15 protein-coding genes are annotated in these 14,850 nt (G+C 67.6%); 4 read left to right on the top strand and 11 right to left on the bottom strand.

All coding sequences use genetic code 11. From position 1 onward, the window contains the following. Window positions 1-28 precede the first annotated feature (28 nt). Together dut and coaBC are read right to left on the bottom strand one after the other, a co-directional pair. Window positions 29-484, bottom strand: a complete 456-nt coding sequence (gene dut / locus ACQY39_RS17400; RefSeq protein WP_428508331.1) for a dUTP diphosphatase — start codon at window positions 482-484, stop codon at window positions 29-31. Window positions 485-508: 24 nt separating this feature from the next. Further along, a complete protein-coding gene (gene coaBC, locus ACQY39_RS17405; RefSeq protein WP_428508333.1) occupies window positions 509-1,729 on the bottom strand; it encodes a bifunctional phosphopantothenoylcysteine decarboxylase/phosphopantothenate--cysteine ligase CoaBC in 1,221 nt (406 codons plus the stop codon). 60 nt (window positions 1,730-1,789) lie between these two features. Here coaBC and ACQY39_RS17410 point away from each other — a divergent pair, with 60 nt between their 5' ends. Continuing rightward, window positions 1,790-2,566: a YoaK family protein gene (locus ACQY39_RS17410; protein ID WP_428508335.1), complete on the top strand. Its 777-nt coding sequence runs from the start codon at window positions 1,790-1,792 to the stop codon at window positions 2,564-2,566. Here ACQY39_RS17410 and trmB read toward each other — a convergent pair. Genes trmB through ACQY39_RS17455 form a run of 9 tightly spaced genes read right to left on the bottom strand, consistent with a single transcriptional unit; the run spans window position 2,511 to window position 11,512 of the window. After that, window positions 2,511-3,251 (bottom strand): tRNA (guanosine(46)-N7)-methyltransferase TrmB, encoded by a 741-nt coding sequence (trmB, locus tag ACQY39_RS17415; protein WP_428508337.1) that lies wholly within the window; start codon window positions 3,249-3,251, stop codon window positions 2,511-2,513. The two genes, ACQY39_RS17410 and trmB, sit on opposite strands and share 56 nt — an antisense overlap. Before the next feature lie 55 nt (window positions 3,252-3,306). Beyond that, a complete protein-coding gene (gene deoA / locus ACQY39_RS17420) occupies window positions 3,307-4,623 on the bottom strand; it encodes a thymidine phosphorylase (protein WP_428508339.1) in 1,317 nt (438 codons plus the stop codon). Between the two features lie 11 nt (window positions 4,624-4,634). Continuing rightward, a complete protein-coding gene (gene deoC / locus ACQY39_RS17425; protein WP_428508341.1) occupies window positions 4,635-5,405 on the bottom strand; it encodes a deoxyribose-phosphate aldolase in 771 nt (256 codons plus the stop codon). Between the two features lie 10 nt (window positions 5,406-5,415). Next, window positions 5,416-6,261 carry a purine-nucleoside phosphorylase gene (locus tag ACQY39_RS17430; protein WP_428508343.1) on the bottom strand — a complete coding sequence of 282 codons (846 nt, stop codon included), beginning with the start codon at window positions 6,259-6,261 and terminating at the stop codon, window positions 5,416-5,418. A gap of 33 nt (window positions 6,262-6,294) precedes the next feature. After that, window positions 6,295-6,723 carry a cytidine deaminase gene (gene cdd / locus ACQY39_RS17435; protein ID WP_428508345.1) on the bottom strand — a complete coding sequence of 143 codons (429 nt, stop codon included), beginning with the start codon at window positions 6,721-6,723 and terminating at the stop codon, window positions 6,295-6,297. A gap of 8 nt (window positions 6,724-6,731) precedes the next feature. Beyond that, window positions 6,732-7,712 (bottom strand): ABC transporter permease, encoded by a 981-nt coding sequence (locus ACQY39_RS17440; RefSeq protein ID WP_428508347.1) that lies wholly within the window; start codon window positions 7,710-7,712, stop codon window positions 6,732-6,734. Continuing rightward, window positions 7,705-8,853, bottom strand: a complete 1,149-nt coding sequence (locus tag ACQY39_RS17445) for an ABC transporter permease (protein WP_428508349.1) — start codon at window positions 8,851-8,853, stop codon at window positions 7,705-7,707. The genes ACQY39_RS17440 and ACQY39_RS17445 overlap by 8 nt, the downstream gene beginning before the upstream one ends. 2 nt (window positions 8,854-8,855) lie before the next feature. Further along, window positions 8,856-10,463: an ABC transporter ATP-binding protein gene (locus tag ACQY39_RS17450; RefSeq protein ID WP_428508351.1), complete on the bottom strand. Its 1,608-nt coding sequence runs from the start codon at window positions 10,461-10,463 to the stop codon at window positions 8,856-8,858. 56 nt (window positions 10,464-10,519) lie between these two features. Continuing rightward, on the bottom strand, window positions 10,520-11,512 hold the full coding sequence (locus tag ACQY39_RS17455; protein WP_428508353.1) for a BMP family lipoprotein: 993 nt from the start codon (window positions 11,510-11,512) through the stop codon (window positions 10,520-10,522). Window positions 11,513-11,994: 482 nt separating this feature from the next. On the opposite strand from ACQY39_RS17455, the gene ACQY39_RS17460 reads away from it, so the two are divergent. From ACQY39_RS17460 to ACQY39_RS17470, 3 genes are all read left to right on the top strand, one after another. Continuing rightward, window positions 11,995-12,351, top strand: coding sequence for a FeoA family protein (locus ACQY39_RS17460; RefSeq protein ID WP_428508355.1), 357 nt, complete (start codon window positions 11,995-11,997; stop codon window positions 12,349-12,351). After that, complete coding sequence (feoB, locus tag ACQY39_RS17465) at window positions 12,344-14,212, top strand: ferrous iron transporter B (protein ID WP_428508357.1); 1,869 nt, start codon at window positions 12,344-12,346, stop codon at window positions 14,210-14,212. Before ACQY39_RS17460 ends, feoB begins: the two co-directional genes overlap by 8 nt. A gap of 159 nt (window positions 14,213-14,371) precedes the next feature. Further along, complete coding sequence (locus ACQY39_RS17470) at window positions 14,372-14,797, top strand: hypothetical protein (RefSeq protein ID WP_428508359.1); 426 nt, start codon at window positions 14,372-14,374, stop codon at window positions 14,795-14,797. The last annotated feature ends 53 nt before the right edge of the window (window positions 14,798-14,850 follow it).

The raw sequence follows: 14,850 nt of genomic DNA on the forward strand, positions 1-14,850 counted from the left end.
CGACAGTGCGGGCGCCGACGGCCGCGTTTCAGTGCTTGCCGGTCGAGCCGAAACCGCCCTCGCCCCGGCTGCTGGCGTCGCCAAACTCCTCGACGCGTCGGAAGGCCGCCTGCACCACCGGCACCAAGACCAACTGAGCAATGCGCTCGAAAGGCTGGACGACAAACTCACTCTGACCCCGATTCCAGCAACTGACCATGAGCTGGCCTTGGTAGTCGGAGTCGATCAGGCCGACCAGATTGCCGAGCACGATGCCATGTTTGTGGCCCAGGCCCGAGCGCGGCAGGATGATGGCGGCCAGGCCGGGGTCGCCGATGTGGATGGCCAGGCCGGTGGGGATCAGGGTGGTCTGGCCCGGCGCCAGAGTGATGGGCGCATCGAGGCAGGCGCGCAGGTCCAGGCCGGCACTACCGGGCGTGGCATAGCTGGGCACCTGCTCGGCCATGCGGGGGTCCAGGACTTTTAGATCGACGGTGGTGGTCATTGAAATCGGCAATGAAATTGAAGTTCAGGAACGGCGGGCGATCTCGGCCACCAGCTGACGGGCCAGGCTGAGCTTGTCGGCGCGGGGCAGCTCGCGCTCGCCCTCAGCATCGATCAAGAGCAAGGCGTTGTCATCACGGCCGAAGGTGGCCGGGCCGATATTGCCGACGACGAGCTCCACCTTTTTGCGCAGCAGCTTGTCGCGGCCGTGGCGGGCCAGATCCTGGCTCTCAGCCGCAAAGCCCACGCACAGGAGCGGGCGCTGCCCGGCCGGCAGGGCCGCCACGGACGCCAGGATGTCGGGGTTTTCGGTCATCTCAAAAGCCGGCGGGCGATTGCCCTGGCTCGGGTCTTTCTTGATCTTGTGCGCGCTGGCCGCCAGCGGCCGCCAATCGGCCACGGCCGCGGTGGCGACAAAAAGCTCATGCTGCGCCGCCAAGGGCAGCACGGCATCGAACATCTGCTGCGCGCTTTGCACATCGATGCGGCGCACATGGCGCGGCGTGGGCAGGTGCACCGGGCCAGCCACCAGGGTGACCTCGGCGCCCGCCTCGGCGGCAGCGCGTGCGATCGCAAAACCCATCTTGCCGCTGGAGAGATTGGTGATGCCGCGCACCGGGTCCAGGGCTTCGAAGGTCGGGCCGGCGGTGATCAAGAGCTTGCGGCCGGCCAAGAGTTTGGGCTGGAAGAACGCGATCAGCTCGTCCAGCAACTCGGCCGCTTCCAGCATGCGGCCATCGCCGGTCTCGCCGCAGGCCTGTTCGCCATTTCCAGGGCCGAGCACGATGCCGCCATCGGCGCGCAGCTGAGCGATATTGCGCTGCGTGGCCGGATGGGCCCACATCTCGCGGTTCATCGCCGGCGCCACCAGCAGCGGGCAGCGCCCAGTGGGCCGCGCCAGGGCGGTGAGGCTCAGCAAATCATCGGCCCGGCCTTGCACCAGCTTGGCGATGCAGTCGGCGCTGGCCGGGGCGATCAGCATCAGATCGGCCTCGCGGCTCAGATTGATGTGCGCCATATTGTTGGGCTCGCGCGCGTCCCATTGGCTGGTGGCCACCGTGCGGCCCGACAGGGCCTGCATGGTGACGGCGGTGATGAAGTGCTCGGCCGCCTCGCTCATCAGCACCTGCACCGTGGCGCCGGCTTTACTCAGGAGCCGGGTCAGCTCGGCGCTCTTGTAGCAGGCAATGCCGCCGGACAAGGCCAGCAAGATGTGGCGGCCGGCCAGAGATGTGGATTCAGACATGGGCGGCACTCTAGCAGCTGTGCCGCAGGCTTCGGCCTGCCAGCCCTTATGCTCAGGCCTATGCCCGTGGACTATCTCGCTCAGCTGACCGCGCCGGAACGCAGCGCGCGCAGCAATCTGCACCTGGGCGCGGCGCTGGCCTTTGTGGCCGGTGCGCTCAATGCCGGCGGCTTTCTGGCCGTGGGCCAGTACACCTCGCACATGACCGGCCTGGTCTCGGCCAGCACCGACCACATCGCTCTCGGCCAGTTCGGCCTGGCCTTCAGCGCCTTGCTGGCGGTGGCGGCGTTTGTGGCGGGCGCGGCCTGCACGGCGCTGCTGGTGAACTATGGCCTGCGCCATCGGCCGCGTTGGGCCTACGTGCCCACGCTCTTGCTGGAGGCGGCGCTGCTGCTGGTCTTCGGCCTGATCGGCAGCCAGCTGCTGCCGCACCAGATCCTGCGCGTCTCGCTGACCGCCGTGCTGCTGTGCTTTGTGATGGGCTTGCAGAACGCCCTGATCACCAAGATCTCACACGCGGAGATCCGAACCACCCATGTCACCGGCCTGCTGACCGATCTGGGCCTGGAACTGGGGCGCCTGCTCTACTGGAACCGCTTGCCAGCGAGCGCGCAACAACCCCTCGTGATGGCCAACCGGCAACGCCTGCGCATCCACCTGAGCTTGGTGCTGGCCTTTTTTGTAGGTGGCTTGATCGGCGCCTTGGGCTTCAAGCATGCCGGCTTCATCGCCACCCTGCCCTTGGCCCTGGGCCTGGTGCTGCTGGCCGGGGCCAGCCTGCTCAGACCAGCGGGCGGCGGCGGAACACCAGATCCCACACCCCGTGGCCCAGCTTGAGGCCGCGGTTTTCGAACTTGGTCAGCGGTCGATAGCTGGGCTTTTCCGCGTAGCCGGCGGCCGTGTTTTCCAGCAGCGCTTCGGCGCCCAGGACTTCCAGCATCTGCTGGGCATAGGGCTCCCAGTCGGTGGCGCAGTGCAGATAGCCGCCGGGGCGGATGTGCTGGACCAGCTTGGCCACGAACTCGGGCTGGATCAGTCGGCGCTTGTTGTGGCGCTTCTTGTGCCAGGGGTCGGGGAAGTAGATGTGCACGCCGGCCAGCGAAGCCGGGGCGATCATCTGCTCCAGCACCTCAACGGCGTCGTGCTGGAAGATGCGGACATTGCCGAGCTGCTTTTCCTCGATGTGCTTGAGCAGCGCGCCGACGCCGGGCTCATGCACCTCGCAGCCGATGAAGTCATGGTCGGCCAAGGTCTGGGCGATCTTGGCCGTGGCGTCGCCCATGCCGAAACCGATCTCGAACACCACCGGTGCTTCTCGGCCGAACACAGCCGCGGTGTCCAGGCGCTGGCCCGCTTGGAAGGGCAGCACGAACTTGGGGCCCAGCTCGGCCAGGGCTTTGACCTGGCCCGAGCCCATGCGGCCAGCGCGCACCACAAAGCTCTTGATGCCGCGGCGGGGCGAGCCGCCATCCGGGCTGTCGGGCGTGGCGGGAGCGGGCGTGGCGTCGTCGATATCAGGCATGTCAGGGGTACAGCAGTGGTCAGGTGGATGCAGGTGGATCCACGGGGCGTGAAGTCTAGCCGACACGGGCCTGGATCAGGTCTGTGGGGCCCCAAGGCGCCTCAGGGTCGCTGAAACGGCAGGCCACCAGCACGGCCGCCGCGGCGCGCTCGGCTGAAGAAGCGTCGGCCGCATGGACCATGGCGAAAGGCTGGCCGGCCTCGAGCACGGTGCCCAGTGGCAAGACCGCCGAGAGGCCGACACGCACATCGATGCGGTCGCCCGCCTGGCGTCGTCCGCCCCCCAGCTCGACCACAGCCAGGCCGATCTCGCGCGTCAGCATCGCGCTCAAACGGCCCGCACGTGGCGCACAGACCGGGCGCTGCACCGGCGCGGCAGCCAGGTATTGCTCGGGCCGCTCCAGCAGATCGGCCGGCCCACCCTGGGCCGCCACCATCTGCGCGAATTTTTCGGCCGCGGCGCCGCTGTCCAGTGCCGCTTGCAGCTTGGCCTCCGCATCCACAGCATTGGCCGCCAAGCCACCCAGCTGCAGCATCTCGCCGGCCAGGGCCAGGGTCAGGGCATGCAGGCGCGATTCAGGCAGCTCGCCACGCAGATAGCTCATAGCCTCCAGCAACTCGAGGCTGTTGCCCACGCTCTGGCCCAGCACCTCGTTCATGTCGGTGATCAGGGCCCGGGTCGGCAGGCCGGCACCGGCGGCCACGCCGACGATGCTGTGGGCCAGCTCCTGGGCCATCCAGGGCGAGTCGGCAAAGGCGCCGTTGCCGCATTTCACGTCCATGACCAGGCCCTGCAGGCCGGCGGCCAGCTTCTTGGACAGGATGCTGGCGGTGATCAGGGGCACGCTCTCCACCGTGGCGCTGATGTCGCGCACGGCATAGAAGCGACCATCGGCCGGGGCCAAGTCGACCGTCTGGCCGATGATGGCGCAGCCGACATCGCGCACGATGCGCTCGAAGCGCGCGGCCTCGGGCGTGGCGCAAAAGCCGGGGATGGCCTCCAGCTTGTCCAGGGTGCCGCCCGTGTGGCCGAGGCCACGGCCCGAGATCATGGGCACGAAGCCGCCACAGGCCGCCACCAGAGGCGCCAACATCAGGCTGATCTTGTCGCCCACGCCGCCGCTGGAATGTTTGTCCAGCACCGGGCCGGGCAAATCCCGCCAGTGCATTTGGCGGCCCGAGTCCCGCATGGCCCGGGTCAAGGCCACGCACTCGGCCCGGCTCATGCCGCGCCAGAGGATGGCCATGGCCAGGGCCGCGATCTGGCCCTCGCTCCAGCCGCCATCGACCAGGCCGCGCACCAGGCTCTGGATCTGCGCTTCGGACAGCGCCGCACCATCGCGCTTGGCGCGAATGATCTCCTGGGCCCGCACGGCCGCCGCGCTCAGTAGCTGGCGGTGTTGAAGGGCGCGGCCGTGCCGGACAGCACGGCTTCGATATCGCCCAGCAGGCCGCTGGCGCCGAAGCGCAAGCGGCGTGGGTTCAACGCTGCGGTGCCGAGCTTGTCGGCCGCCAGCTCCAGGTAAACCTGGGCATCGGCCACCGTACGGATGCCACCCGAGGCCTTGAAGCCGGCCGAGACCAGGCCGCTGCCGGCGATCTCGCTGAGCATGTGGCGGGCAGCCAGCGGCGTGGCCGAGACCGCAGTCTTGCCGGTGCTGGTCTTGACGAAATCGGCGCCGGCCATCAAGGCCAGGCGGGCCGCATCCGCGATCAGTTCAGGGGTCTTGAGCTCACCGCTCTCGATGATGACCTTGAGCGTCAGCGGCCGGCTGGCATGGCGCACCTCGGCCAGGAACTCGGCGCACTCGCTGCGCTGGCCGGCCATCAGGGCGCGATACGGCAGGACCACATCGACTTCATCACCGCCGGCCGTGGCAATCGTCTGCACATCGGCCAGGGCTCGGGCCAGATCGAGGGCGCCGTCCGGGAAGTTGGCCACGGCCGCCACCTTGATCTCGGCCGGCAAGGCCGCGCGCGCTTGCGCCACGAAACGCGGCCACACGCAGACGGCCGCCACCGGGCCGAAAGGCGTCTGAGCCCGCCGGCACAAAGCGACGATGTCCTCGGCCGTGTCGGCGTCGTTGAGGCTGGTCAAGTCCAGGCATTGCAGCGCCAGGCGCGCTGCGTTTTCTTTCAGTTCCAAAGAAGCCATGGAAGAACGCTCAGTCTTTCAGCGAGGCCAGATCGGCCATGCCGGCCACCACGGCACCCAGGAACTGCGCCGCGCGCTCACCGGACTGCTGGGCCTGCTGCAGGGTCAGGGCATGAGTCAGGGCTTCATCGGACAAGCCGGAGGCCATATTGGTCATCAGGGCCAGGCCCATGACGCGCAGGCCGGCGTGGCGGGCCAGGATGGTTTCCGGCACGGTGCTCATGCCCACGGCATCAGCGCCCCAGGCGGCAAACATGCGGATCTCGGCCGGAGTCTCGAACTGCGGGCCCAGGGCCCAGCAGTACACGCCCTCGCCCAGCGCCAGGTTCTGGGCCGCGGCCACGCCCTTGGCATGCTGGCGGAGCTCCAGGTCGTAGGCGGTGCTCATGTCGACAAAGCGCTCGCTGCCGGGCTCGCCGACCAGGGGCGAGCGCTGCGGTGCGTTGATGTGATCGCTGATCAGCATCAGGCTGCCGGCGGGCATGTGGCTGCGGATGGAACCCGAGGCATTGGTCTGCAGCAGCACCTTGACACCCCAGGCCTTGAGGCTGCGCAGGGCACCGGCCATGCCGGTGCAATCGCCGCTCTCGTAGGTGTGGGCGCGGCCGCGCAGCATCACCACGGTCTGCGCGCCGATGGTGCCGACCACGATCTCGTTGACATGGCCTTCCACCTTGGGCTGCGGGAAGGCCGGCAGCTCGGTGTAAGGCAGATGCTTGGCGTTCTGCACCAAGCTGACCGCGCCGGCCCAGCCCGAACCCAGCACCACGGCCACGGCAGGGGCCGCGCCGAACAGGGTCTTGAGCTTTTCGGCGGTCTGGGCGATGGCGGGATTGAGGGTCTTGTGGTCGATCATGATGAGGTTCCTCCTGGAAATTGTTGCGATGGCTCAGAGCTTCAGATGCTCGGGGCCGAAACTGAAAGGCAGCAGCTGTTCCAGCGTCCACTGCTGGCGGATGCCGCCCGGATCGGCGGCGATGATGATCAGCTCCGGGTCGGCGAACTCGCGCAGCTTCTGGCGGCAGCCGCCGCAGGGCGTGATGATGTCTGGGCCGGGGCCGGTGACCAGCACCGCGCCGACGCGGCGACCGCCGGCCATGATCATGGCAGTCAGGGCCGAGGCCTCGGCGCACCAGCCTTGCGGGTAGGCGGCGTTTTCGATATTGCAGCCGGCATGGATGCGACCTTGCTCGTCGAGCACGGCGGCGCCCACCGCATAGCCGGAGTACGGCGAGTGCGAATGCTGGCGCGCGCCCAGCGAGGCGGCCAGCAGGCGCTGCAAGAGATCCGGTGGGAGAGCGTTCTTCAGAGCGTTCACGCGTGTGCTCAGCGTTCTTTGAGGTAGGGCCGACCCAGCGCCTTGGGCGCCAGGGCCTGGCCGATGAAGCCGGCCAGCAAAATCACGGTCAGCAAATAGGGCAAGGCCTGGATCAGCTGCACCGGCACTTCGCCGACACCGGGGATCACCGCGCCCTGCATGCGGATGGCCAGGGCGTCGAGGAAGCCAAAGAGCAGGCAGGCGGCCAGCGTGGGCACGGGCTTCCACTTGCCGAAGATCATGGCGGCCAGAGCGATGTAGCCGCGGCCGGCCGTCATATTCGGCGAGAAGGAGGCGTTCTGCGCCAGGGTCAGGTAGGCGCCGGCCAGGCCGCAAAGCAGGCCGTTGAGCATCAGCGCGGCATAACGCAGCCGCGGCACGGACACACCGGCTGCGTCCACCATGGCCGGGTTCTCGCCGACCGCGCGCAGGCGCAGGCCCGGCTTGGTGCGCTCGAGGAAGAACCAGACCCCGGCCACCAGGAAGAAGGCCAGGTAGACCAGCAGGTTGTGGCTGAGCAGGCCGTGGCCGACGATGGCGCCGAACCAGGGGCCCAAGGCTGCCACAGCCGCCTCGGGCTCGCTCCAGCCGGCGATCAGGCCGGTCAGGCGCACATCGGCCGTGATCGGCGGGGTCTGGCCGCCCTGGGCGAACCAGGCAATGCCTAGCACCACGGTCAGGCCGGCCGCCACCATATTGAGCGCCACACCCGACACCACCTGGTCGCCGCGGTGGGTGACGCAGGCAAAGCCGTGGATCAGCGACATGGCACAGGCCACGGCGATGGCCGCTGCCAGGCCCATACCGGTCGAGTGGCTGGCACTGGCAGCCGCCGCAGCGGCAAAAGCCGCAAACAACATCTTGCCTTCCAGGCCGATGTCGATCACGCCTGAGCGCTCACTGATCAAGCCCGCCAGGGCGCAGAGCAGCAGCGGCGTGGTGACCCGCAGGGTCGAGGCCAGCATCGAGCCGATCAGGATCTCATCCATGAGCCAGCTCCTTCGCAACGGCCTTGTTTTTTCCAGACAGCCAGCCGTGCAGCTTGACGAACAGCGGCAGGCTCACCGTCGCCATGGCGCCGGCGAACAGCACGATCAGGCCCTGGGCCGTGACCACCATCTCGCGGCTGAAGCCAGGCAGCTCGAAAGACACCTCGACGCCGCCCTGATACAGCACGCCAAACAGCAGCGAGGCCAGGACGATGCCGACAGGGTGGTTGCGGCCCATCAGCGACACGGCGATGCCGGTGAAGCCGGCACCGGCGACGAAGTCCAGGGTCAGCTTGCCCTGCACGCCGGAAATCTCATTGACGGCCACCAGGCCGGCCAGCGCGCCGGCCAGGCCCATGGCCACCAGCACCTGGTACTTGGGGCGGATGCCGGCGTAGTGCGCGGCGCGCGGCGCGCTGCCGACGGCGCGCAAGGCATAGCCGGCCGCGCTCTTCCACAGAAACCACCAGACGAAGACGCAGGCCAACAAGGCCAGCAACAGGCTCAGGTTCAGCGGCGAGGACGGCATCTCGACACCGAACAGCGCGGCCAGCTGATGCAGGGCCGGCATGCGTGCCGACTCGGCAAAGTCCGCGCTCTCCACCGCCATGCTGCCGGCCGGACGCAGCCAGTTGACCAGCAGATACACGTTCAGGCTGGCGGCCAGGAAGTTGAACATGATGGTGGTGATGACGATGTGGCTGCCGCGCCAGGCCTGCAACCAACCCGGGATCAAGGCCCAGACCATGCCGAACACCGCCGCGGCGATCACCAGCAGCGGCAGCAGCACCACGGCCGGCAGGTGCGCGCCCAGCGCCAGGGCCAGCAGGCCCACACCCAGGCCGCCAAACGTGGCCTGCCCTTCCCCGCCGATATTGAACAGGCCGCCGTGGATGGCCACGGCCACAGCCAGGCCGGTGAAGATGAAGGTGGTCGTGTAGTACAGGGTGTAGCCCAGGCCGCGCAGGCTGCCGAGCGAGCCCTGCAGCAGCACGCTCAGCGCATGCATGGGGCTCTGGCCGATGGCGAGCACCACCAGGCCGGCCACGCCCAGGGCCACGGCCAGGTTCCACAAGGGCAAGAGGCCCAGGTCGATCCAGCGCGGCAAGGCGCTGCTCGATGAAGATGAAGATGCACTCATGCTTATTGCAACGCCGCAGCGTTCGTTTCTTCTTTCGCGGTGGCGGCCATCAGCAGGCCCAGGCGGGTTTCGGTGCACTCGGCGATGTCCAGCTCGCCGGTGATGCGGCCGCCGTTCATGACGATGACGCGGTCGGACAGGGCCAGGATCTCGTCCAGCTCGCTGCTGACGACCAGCACGGCACAGCCGGCATCGCGCAGCGCGCGCAGCTGCTGGTGGATGAATTCGATGGCGCCGATGTCGACGCCGCGCGTCGGCTGGCCGACCAGCAGCACCGTGGGCGCCTGGCCGATTTCGCGCGCCAGCACCAGCTTTTGCTGGTTGCCGCCCGAGAACTTGCTGGAGCCGATGTTCATGTCGCGCGGGCGCACATCAAAGCGCTCGGCCATGGCCGCGGCCTCGGACTTCATGCGCTCGTGGTTCATGGCGGCATTCAGCGGGCCGCTGCGGTACAGGGGCAGGTCTTGATAGCCCAGCACCGCGGTCTCCCAGGCCGGGAAGCTCATGACCATGCCGCAGGCATGGCGGTCTTCGGGCACATGGGCCAGGCGGCACTCGCGCGCACTGCGCGGCTCCAGCCATTGGCCGGCAGCCGCGTCGAAGCGACGCCCACCGAGTTCCATCTGGCCAGCCTCCGGCGCACGCATGCCGCTGAGCACTTCCAGCAACTCGGTCTGGCCATTGCCCGACACGCCGGCCACGCCGACGATCTCGCCGGCGCGCAGTTGCAGGCCGATGTCTTGCAGCAAGGGCACGGCCTGGCCTGCAGTCAGGCTCAGGCCCTGCACCCGCAGGCGCAGAGGCGCAGCGGCATCGTGGGCGGCTGCCTGCTCGGGCCGGCCCAGATGCACCTTGCGGCCCACCATGGCCTGGGCCAGGTCTTCTGGGCTGGTATCAGTGATCGACTTGGTCTGCACGACCTGACCCGCACGCATCACGGTGACGGCATCGCACAGCGCCATCACTTCCTTGAGCTTGTGGGTGATCAGCAGGATGGTGGTGCCACGCTCGCGCAGGCGGCGCAGGGTCTCGAAGAGCTGCAGGGTTTCCTGCGGGGTCAGCACCGCGGTGGGCTCATCCAGGATCAGGATCTTGGCGCCGCGGTACAGGGCCTTGAGGATCTCCAGGCGCTGCAGTTCGCCCACCGGCAGCTCGCCGACCAGAGCGTCCAGATGCACATGCAGGCCGGTTTCGCTCATCAAGGCCTGCAACTGGCTGCGCACCTTGCGCTTGGCGGCATTCAGGAAGAAAGCCGGCTCGGCGCCCAGCATCACATTATCCAGGCAGCTCAGGGTGTCGACCAGCATGAAGTGCTGGTGGACCATGCCGATGCCCAGCTCAATGGCCTGCTGCGAGTCCTTGATCTGCACCGGGCGGCCGGCGATGGCGATGCTGCCGCTGTCGGCCTGGTAATAGCCGTAGAGGATGGCCATCAGCGTGCTCTTGCCCGCGCCGTTCTCGCCGACCAGGCCGTGCACGGTGCCGGCGCGCACGCTCAGGCTGACCTCACGGTTGGCCTGCACGGCGCCGAAGCGCTTGGAGATGTCACGCAGCTCGACGGCCGGCGGGGCACCGTCCGCGGGCACGGTGCCCTTGCTCTGGGTCGTCATGGATGGATGTCGCTGAATTTCGCGGAAAGTCGCGCAAGATCGCGCCGGGCAGGCGCTCAGTACTTGCAGGCGTTATCGGCCATGTAGTCGGCCACTTTGATCTTGCCGGCGACGATGTCGGCCTTGATGGCTTCCACTTTGGTCTTGAGCGCCGGGCTGATCAGCTTGCTGTTGTTCTGGTCGAGCGCATACTCGACGCCGCCTTCCTTCAGGCCCAGCACCGAGACGCCGGCCTTCCAACCCTTGAGCACGTTGTACACGGCCACGTCCACGTTCTTGACCATGGAAGTCAGCATGGTGCCGGGCTGCAGATGGTTCTGGTTGCTGTCCACACCGATGGCCAGCTTGCCGGCGTCCTTTGCCGCCTGGTAGACGCCCGAGCCGGTACCACCCGCCGCGGCGAAGACGATGTCCGAGCCCTTGGCGAATTGAGACTTGGCCAGTTCACCGCCGCGCGTGGGGTCGTTCCAGGCGCTGGAGGTGGTGCCGGTCATGTTGGAGAAGACTTCGGCCTTGGGGTTGGTGGCCTTCACACCCTGCTCGAAGCCGCACTGGAATTTGCGGATCAGGGGGATGTCCATGCCGCCAACGAAGCTGACCTTGCCGGTCTTGCTGGTGAGCGCGGCCATGGCGCCGACCAGGTAGCTGCCCTCATGTTCCTTGAACACCACCGACTGCACATTGGGCGCATTGACCACCGAGTCGATGATGGCGAACTGCGTCTTGGGGAAGTCCTTGGCCACTTGCTGCAGGGCCGAGGCCTGGGCAAAGCCGATGCTGATGATGGGGCTGGCGCCACGCTCGGCCATGCGGCGGATGGCCTGCACACGCTGGGTGTCGTTGCTGATCTCGAATTCGAGATAAGTCTTGCCGGTTTCCTTCTTCCAGCGCTCGACGCCGCGGTAGGCCGATTCATTGAAGCTCTTGTCGAACTTGCCACCCATGTCAAAGATGACGGCGGGTTGCCCGGCCTGGGCCAGCGCCGACAGGGACAGGGCAGACAGCGCAAGAGTCACGGCGGCACGAACAAACGACGGTGTGGCGATCATGGCAGCAGGAATGGGCAGGCAAGTCGGTGAAAGAACGCTGCCAGGGCCTGAAAGGCCGGCCGGCAGCGCGGTTGGGCTTCGGGCAGATTGCCCCAGTCTTTTTACGAACGCCAGACGGTAGTCGACATCGGGCGCTGATTGTAAGAAAACTCAGTGTATCGGCTGATAAAGGAAAACGCTAAACGTTTGCGCGCCCCATTTTATGCATTTGCGCAACTGCGGCGCTAGGCAGGGCCACCCACTCGGGTGCCCTGTTTTCCAGCATCGAAGGCAGGTCCTCAAGCGGGCCACCGGCCAATCCGCCGCGGCGAAAACGCACAAAGCATGAGCCTCATCAAAAAGCAGCGACACCCGACCCGCGGCGCCAAGCCTAGAATGAGAATAATTCTCGATTGCACTCGCTGACTTTTCAAGCCACCGAAGCCTAAGCCCAAGCCGCATGCGGCCTTCCGATCCCCTCTTCACGACGCAGCACGCCTCGCATGACCGACTTCAGCGTCTCCAGCGCTCTGCCCGCCGCGGCGAGCGCTCCCCTGACCCCTTGCAGCCACGCCGCCGCAGCCAGCCCCTGGATCGCCACCTCTCTCGCGGAACTGGCCCTGGGCGAGGCCATGAAGGTGCACTCGGTGCAAGCGCCGGCCCACGCGCCCGAGTGGGCCGACTGGCTGGCCGAAATCGGTTTCTTACCGGGCGAGGCGGTCAAGATCCTCAGTCGCGGACTGCCCGGCGGCGACCCGCTGGTCGTGCGCATCGGCCAGTCCACCTTTGCCCTGCGCCGCGCCGAGGCGGCCTGCATCCAGGTGCAGGCCCCGCAAGGCCCGGAGGCGACGCATGGCTGAGGCAGTCATCCATGTGCACCGGGGCGGGCCGCTGCTGGCCTTGGTAGGCAACCCGAACTGCGGCAAGACCGCCCTCTTCAACCGCCTGACCGGCAGCCAGCAAAAAGTGGCCAACTACGCCGGCGTCACCGTCGAGCGTAAAGAGGGCCGCCTGCTCAGCGCCGCCGGCCGAGCGCTGCGCCTGCTCGACCTGCCCGGCACCTACAGCCTGAACCCGCGCTCGCCCGATGAGCGCGTCACCTGCGATGTGCTGGCCGGCCGTGCGCGCGGCGAGAAGCGCCCCGACCTGGTGGTCTGCGTGCTCGACGCCACCAATCTGCGCCGCACCCTGCGCCTGGTGCTGGCGGTGCAACGCTTGGGCCTGCCCTGCGTGGTGCTGCTCAATATGGCCGACCTGGCCGCCCGGCGCGGCCTGGCCATCGACACCGAGGCGCTGTCGCGCGAGCTGGGCGTGCCGGTGCTGCGCACTGTGGCCACGGCGGGCGAAGGCGTGGCCGAGCTGAAAGCCCTGCTGGACGACAAAGCGGTCTGGGCGCCGGGTGCCCTGCCGGACAGCGCGGCAGACGGCGACCACGAACGCATCAAGCAGATCCTGCAGCGACTGCAACTGGATCAAGACCTGCCCGAGCTGCCCAGCGACCGCCTTGACCGTGTGTTGCTCCATCCGGTGGCCGGCCCGCTGATCCTGGCGGCCGTGCTCTTCCTGCTCTTCCAGGCGGTGTTTGCCTGGGCCACCGGGCCCATGGATCTGATCAAGGACGGCATGGCCGCACTGGGCGAGCTGGTCGGCGGCGCCCTGCCCGAAGGCTGGCTGCGCAGCCTCTTGGTGGACGGCCTGATCGCCGGCGTCGGCGGCGTGCTGGTCTTCCTGCCGCAGATCCTGATCCTGTTCTTCTTCATCCTGATCCTGGAAGAAAGCGGCTACCTGCCGCGCGCCGCCTTTTTGCTGGACCGCTTGATGGGCGGCGTCGGCCTCTCGGGGCGCAGCTTCATCCCCTTGCTGTCCAGCTTTGCCTGCGCCATCCCCGGCATCATGGCCACGCGCAGCATTGCCAACCCGCGCGACCGCTGGGTCACCATCCTGATTGCGCCGCTGATGACCTGTTCGGCCCGGCTGCCGGTCTATGCGCTCTTGATCGGCGCCTTCATCCCGGCGCGGCAGCTGGCCTGGGGTTTGCAGCTGCAGGGCCTGGTGCTGTTCGGGCTCTACCTGGCCGGCATCGTCGGCGCCCTGTGCGTGGCCTGGCTGCTCAAGCGCTTCACGCGCAGCGGTGCCCAGGTGCGGCCGCTGATGATGGAGCTGCCGGCCTACCACTGGCCGCACCCGCGCAATATCGCCCTGGGCCTGTGGCAGCGCGCCGTGATCTTTGTGCGCCGGGTCGGCGGCATCATCCTGGTGCTGACCGTGCTGCTCTGGCTGCTGGCCAGCTTCCCCGGTGCGCCGGAAGGCGCGACCGAGCCGGCCATCGTCTACAGCTTCGCTGGCATGCTGGGCCGCGGCCTGGCGCCGCTGTTCGAGCCCCTGGGCTTCAACTGGCAGATCTGCCTGGCCCTGGTGCCGGGCATGGCGGCGCGCGAGGTGGTGATCAGCGCCCTGGGCACGGTCTACGCCCTGTCCAACGGCGGCGCCGATGCGGCCGAGGCCTTGAGTCCGCTGATCGCACAGAGCTGGAGCCTGCCCACGGCGCTGGCCCTGCTGGCCTGGTTTGTCTTTGCGCCGCAGTGCATCGCCACCTTGGCCGCAGCCCGGCGCGAGACCGGTGGCTACAAAACACCCGCATTGATGCTGGCTTACCTCTTCGGCCTGGCCTATTTGGCCGCCTGGCTGACCTTCAGGATCAGCAGCACCCTGCTCGCCTGAAACCGAAGGCCCGCTTCACCAACTCCGACCGATGCATCGCGTAAACCCTGAGGCTCAAAGCCAGACTCTGCCCCCACACTGCCGAGCCTGCGCACGCACGGCGTGAGGTCGCTGCTGCGCGCCGCCAAAGCAACAACAAGCATGTCTCGAAGGAAACCCATGAAACTGAACCAGCTGATCGCCGCCCTGATCCTGCCTTGCGCCGCTGCCGCCGCATTTGCCGCCCCGGCCAAGTACGTGATCGTCGACCATTCGACTGCCAATCTGATGGATCAAGCTGCGGCCGAAGCCATCTGGTTGAAGAGCATCACGCCGGCCACGGTCAAGCTGTTCCCGGCCAAGGCTTGGGGCTTCCTGAGCCAGGTCGAAGGCGGCATCGATGTGGCGCAAAAGACCTGCGTGATCACCGCCCGCGCCGTGGTCCTGCCGCGCAAGGGCAAAGAGCTGCTGTTCAAGCCGGCCAAGAGCGCCACCACCTTCGGCGCGGCCCCCAATGCCACGCCCGAGCAGTGCAAGGCTCTGGGCAAGGCCAAGCTGGAAGAAGCCGTGCAAGCCCTGGCTGGTGCCATGGGCACGAGCAACTGATCGGTCAGAAACTCGCACTCCTACAGCGTCACAGGCGCTGTTGCCAAAAGCCC

The sequence above is a fragment of the Roseateles sp. genome (genome assembly GCF_965262435.1).
In the GTDB taxonomy this organism is placed as follows: domain Bacteria; phylum Pseudomonadota; class Gammaproteobacteria; order Burkholderiales; family Burkholderiaceae_C; genus Paucibacter_A.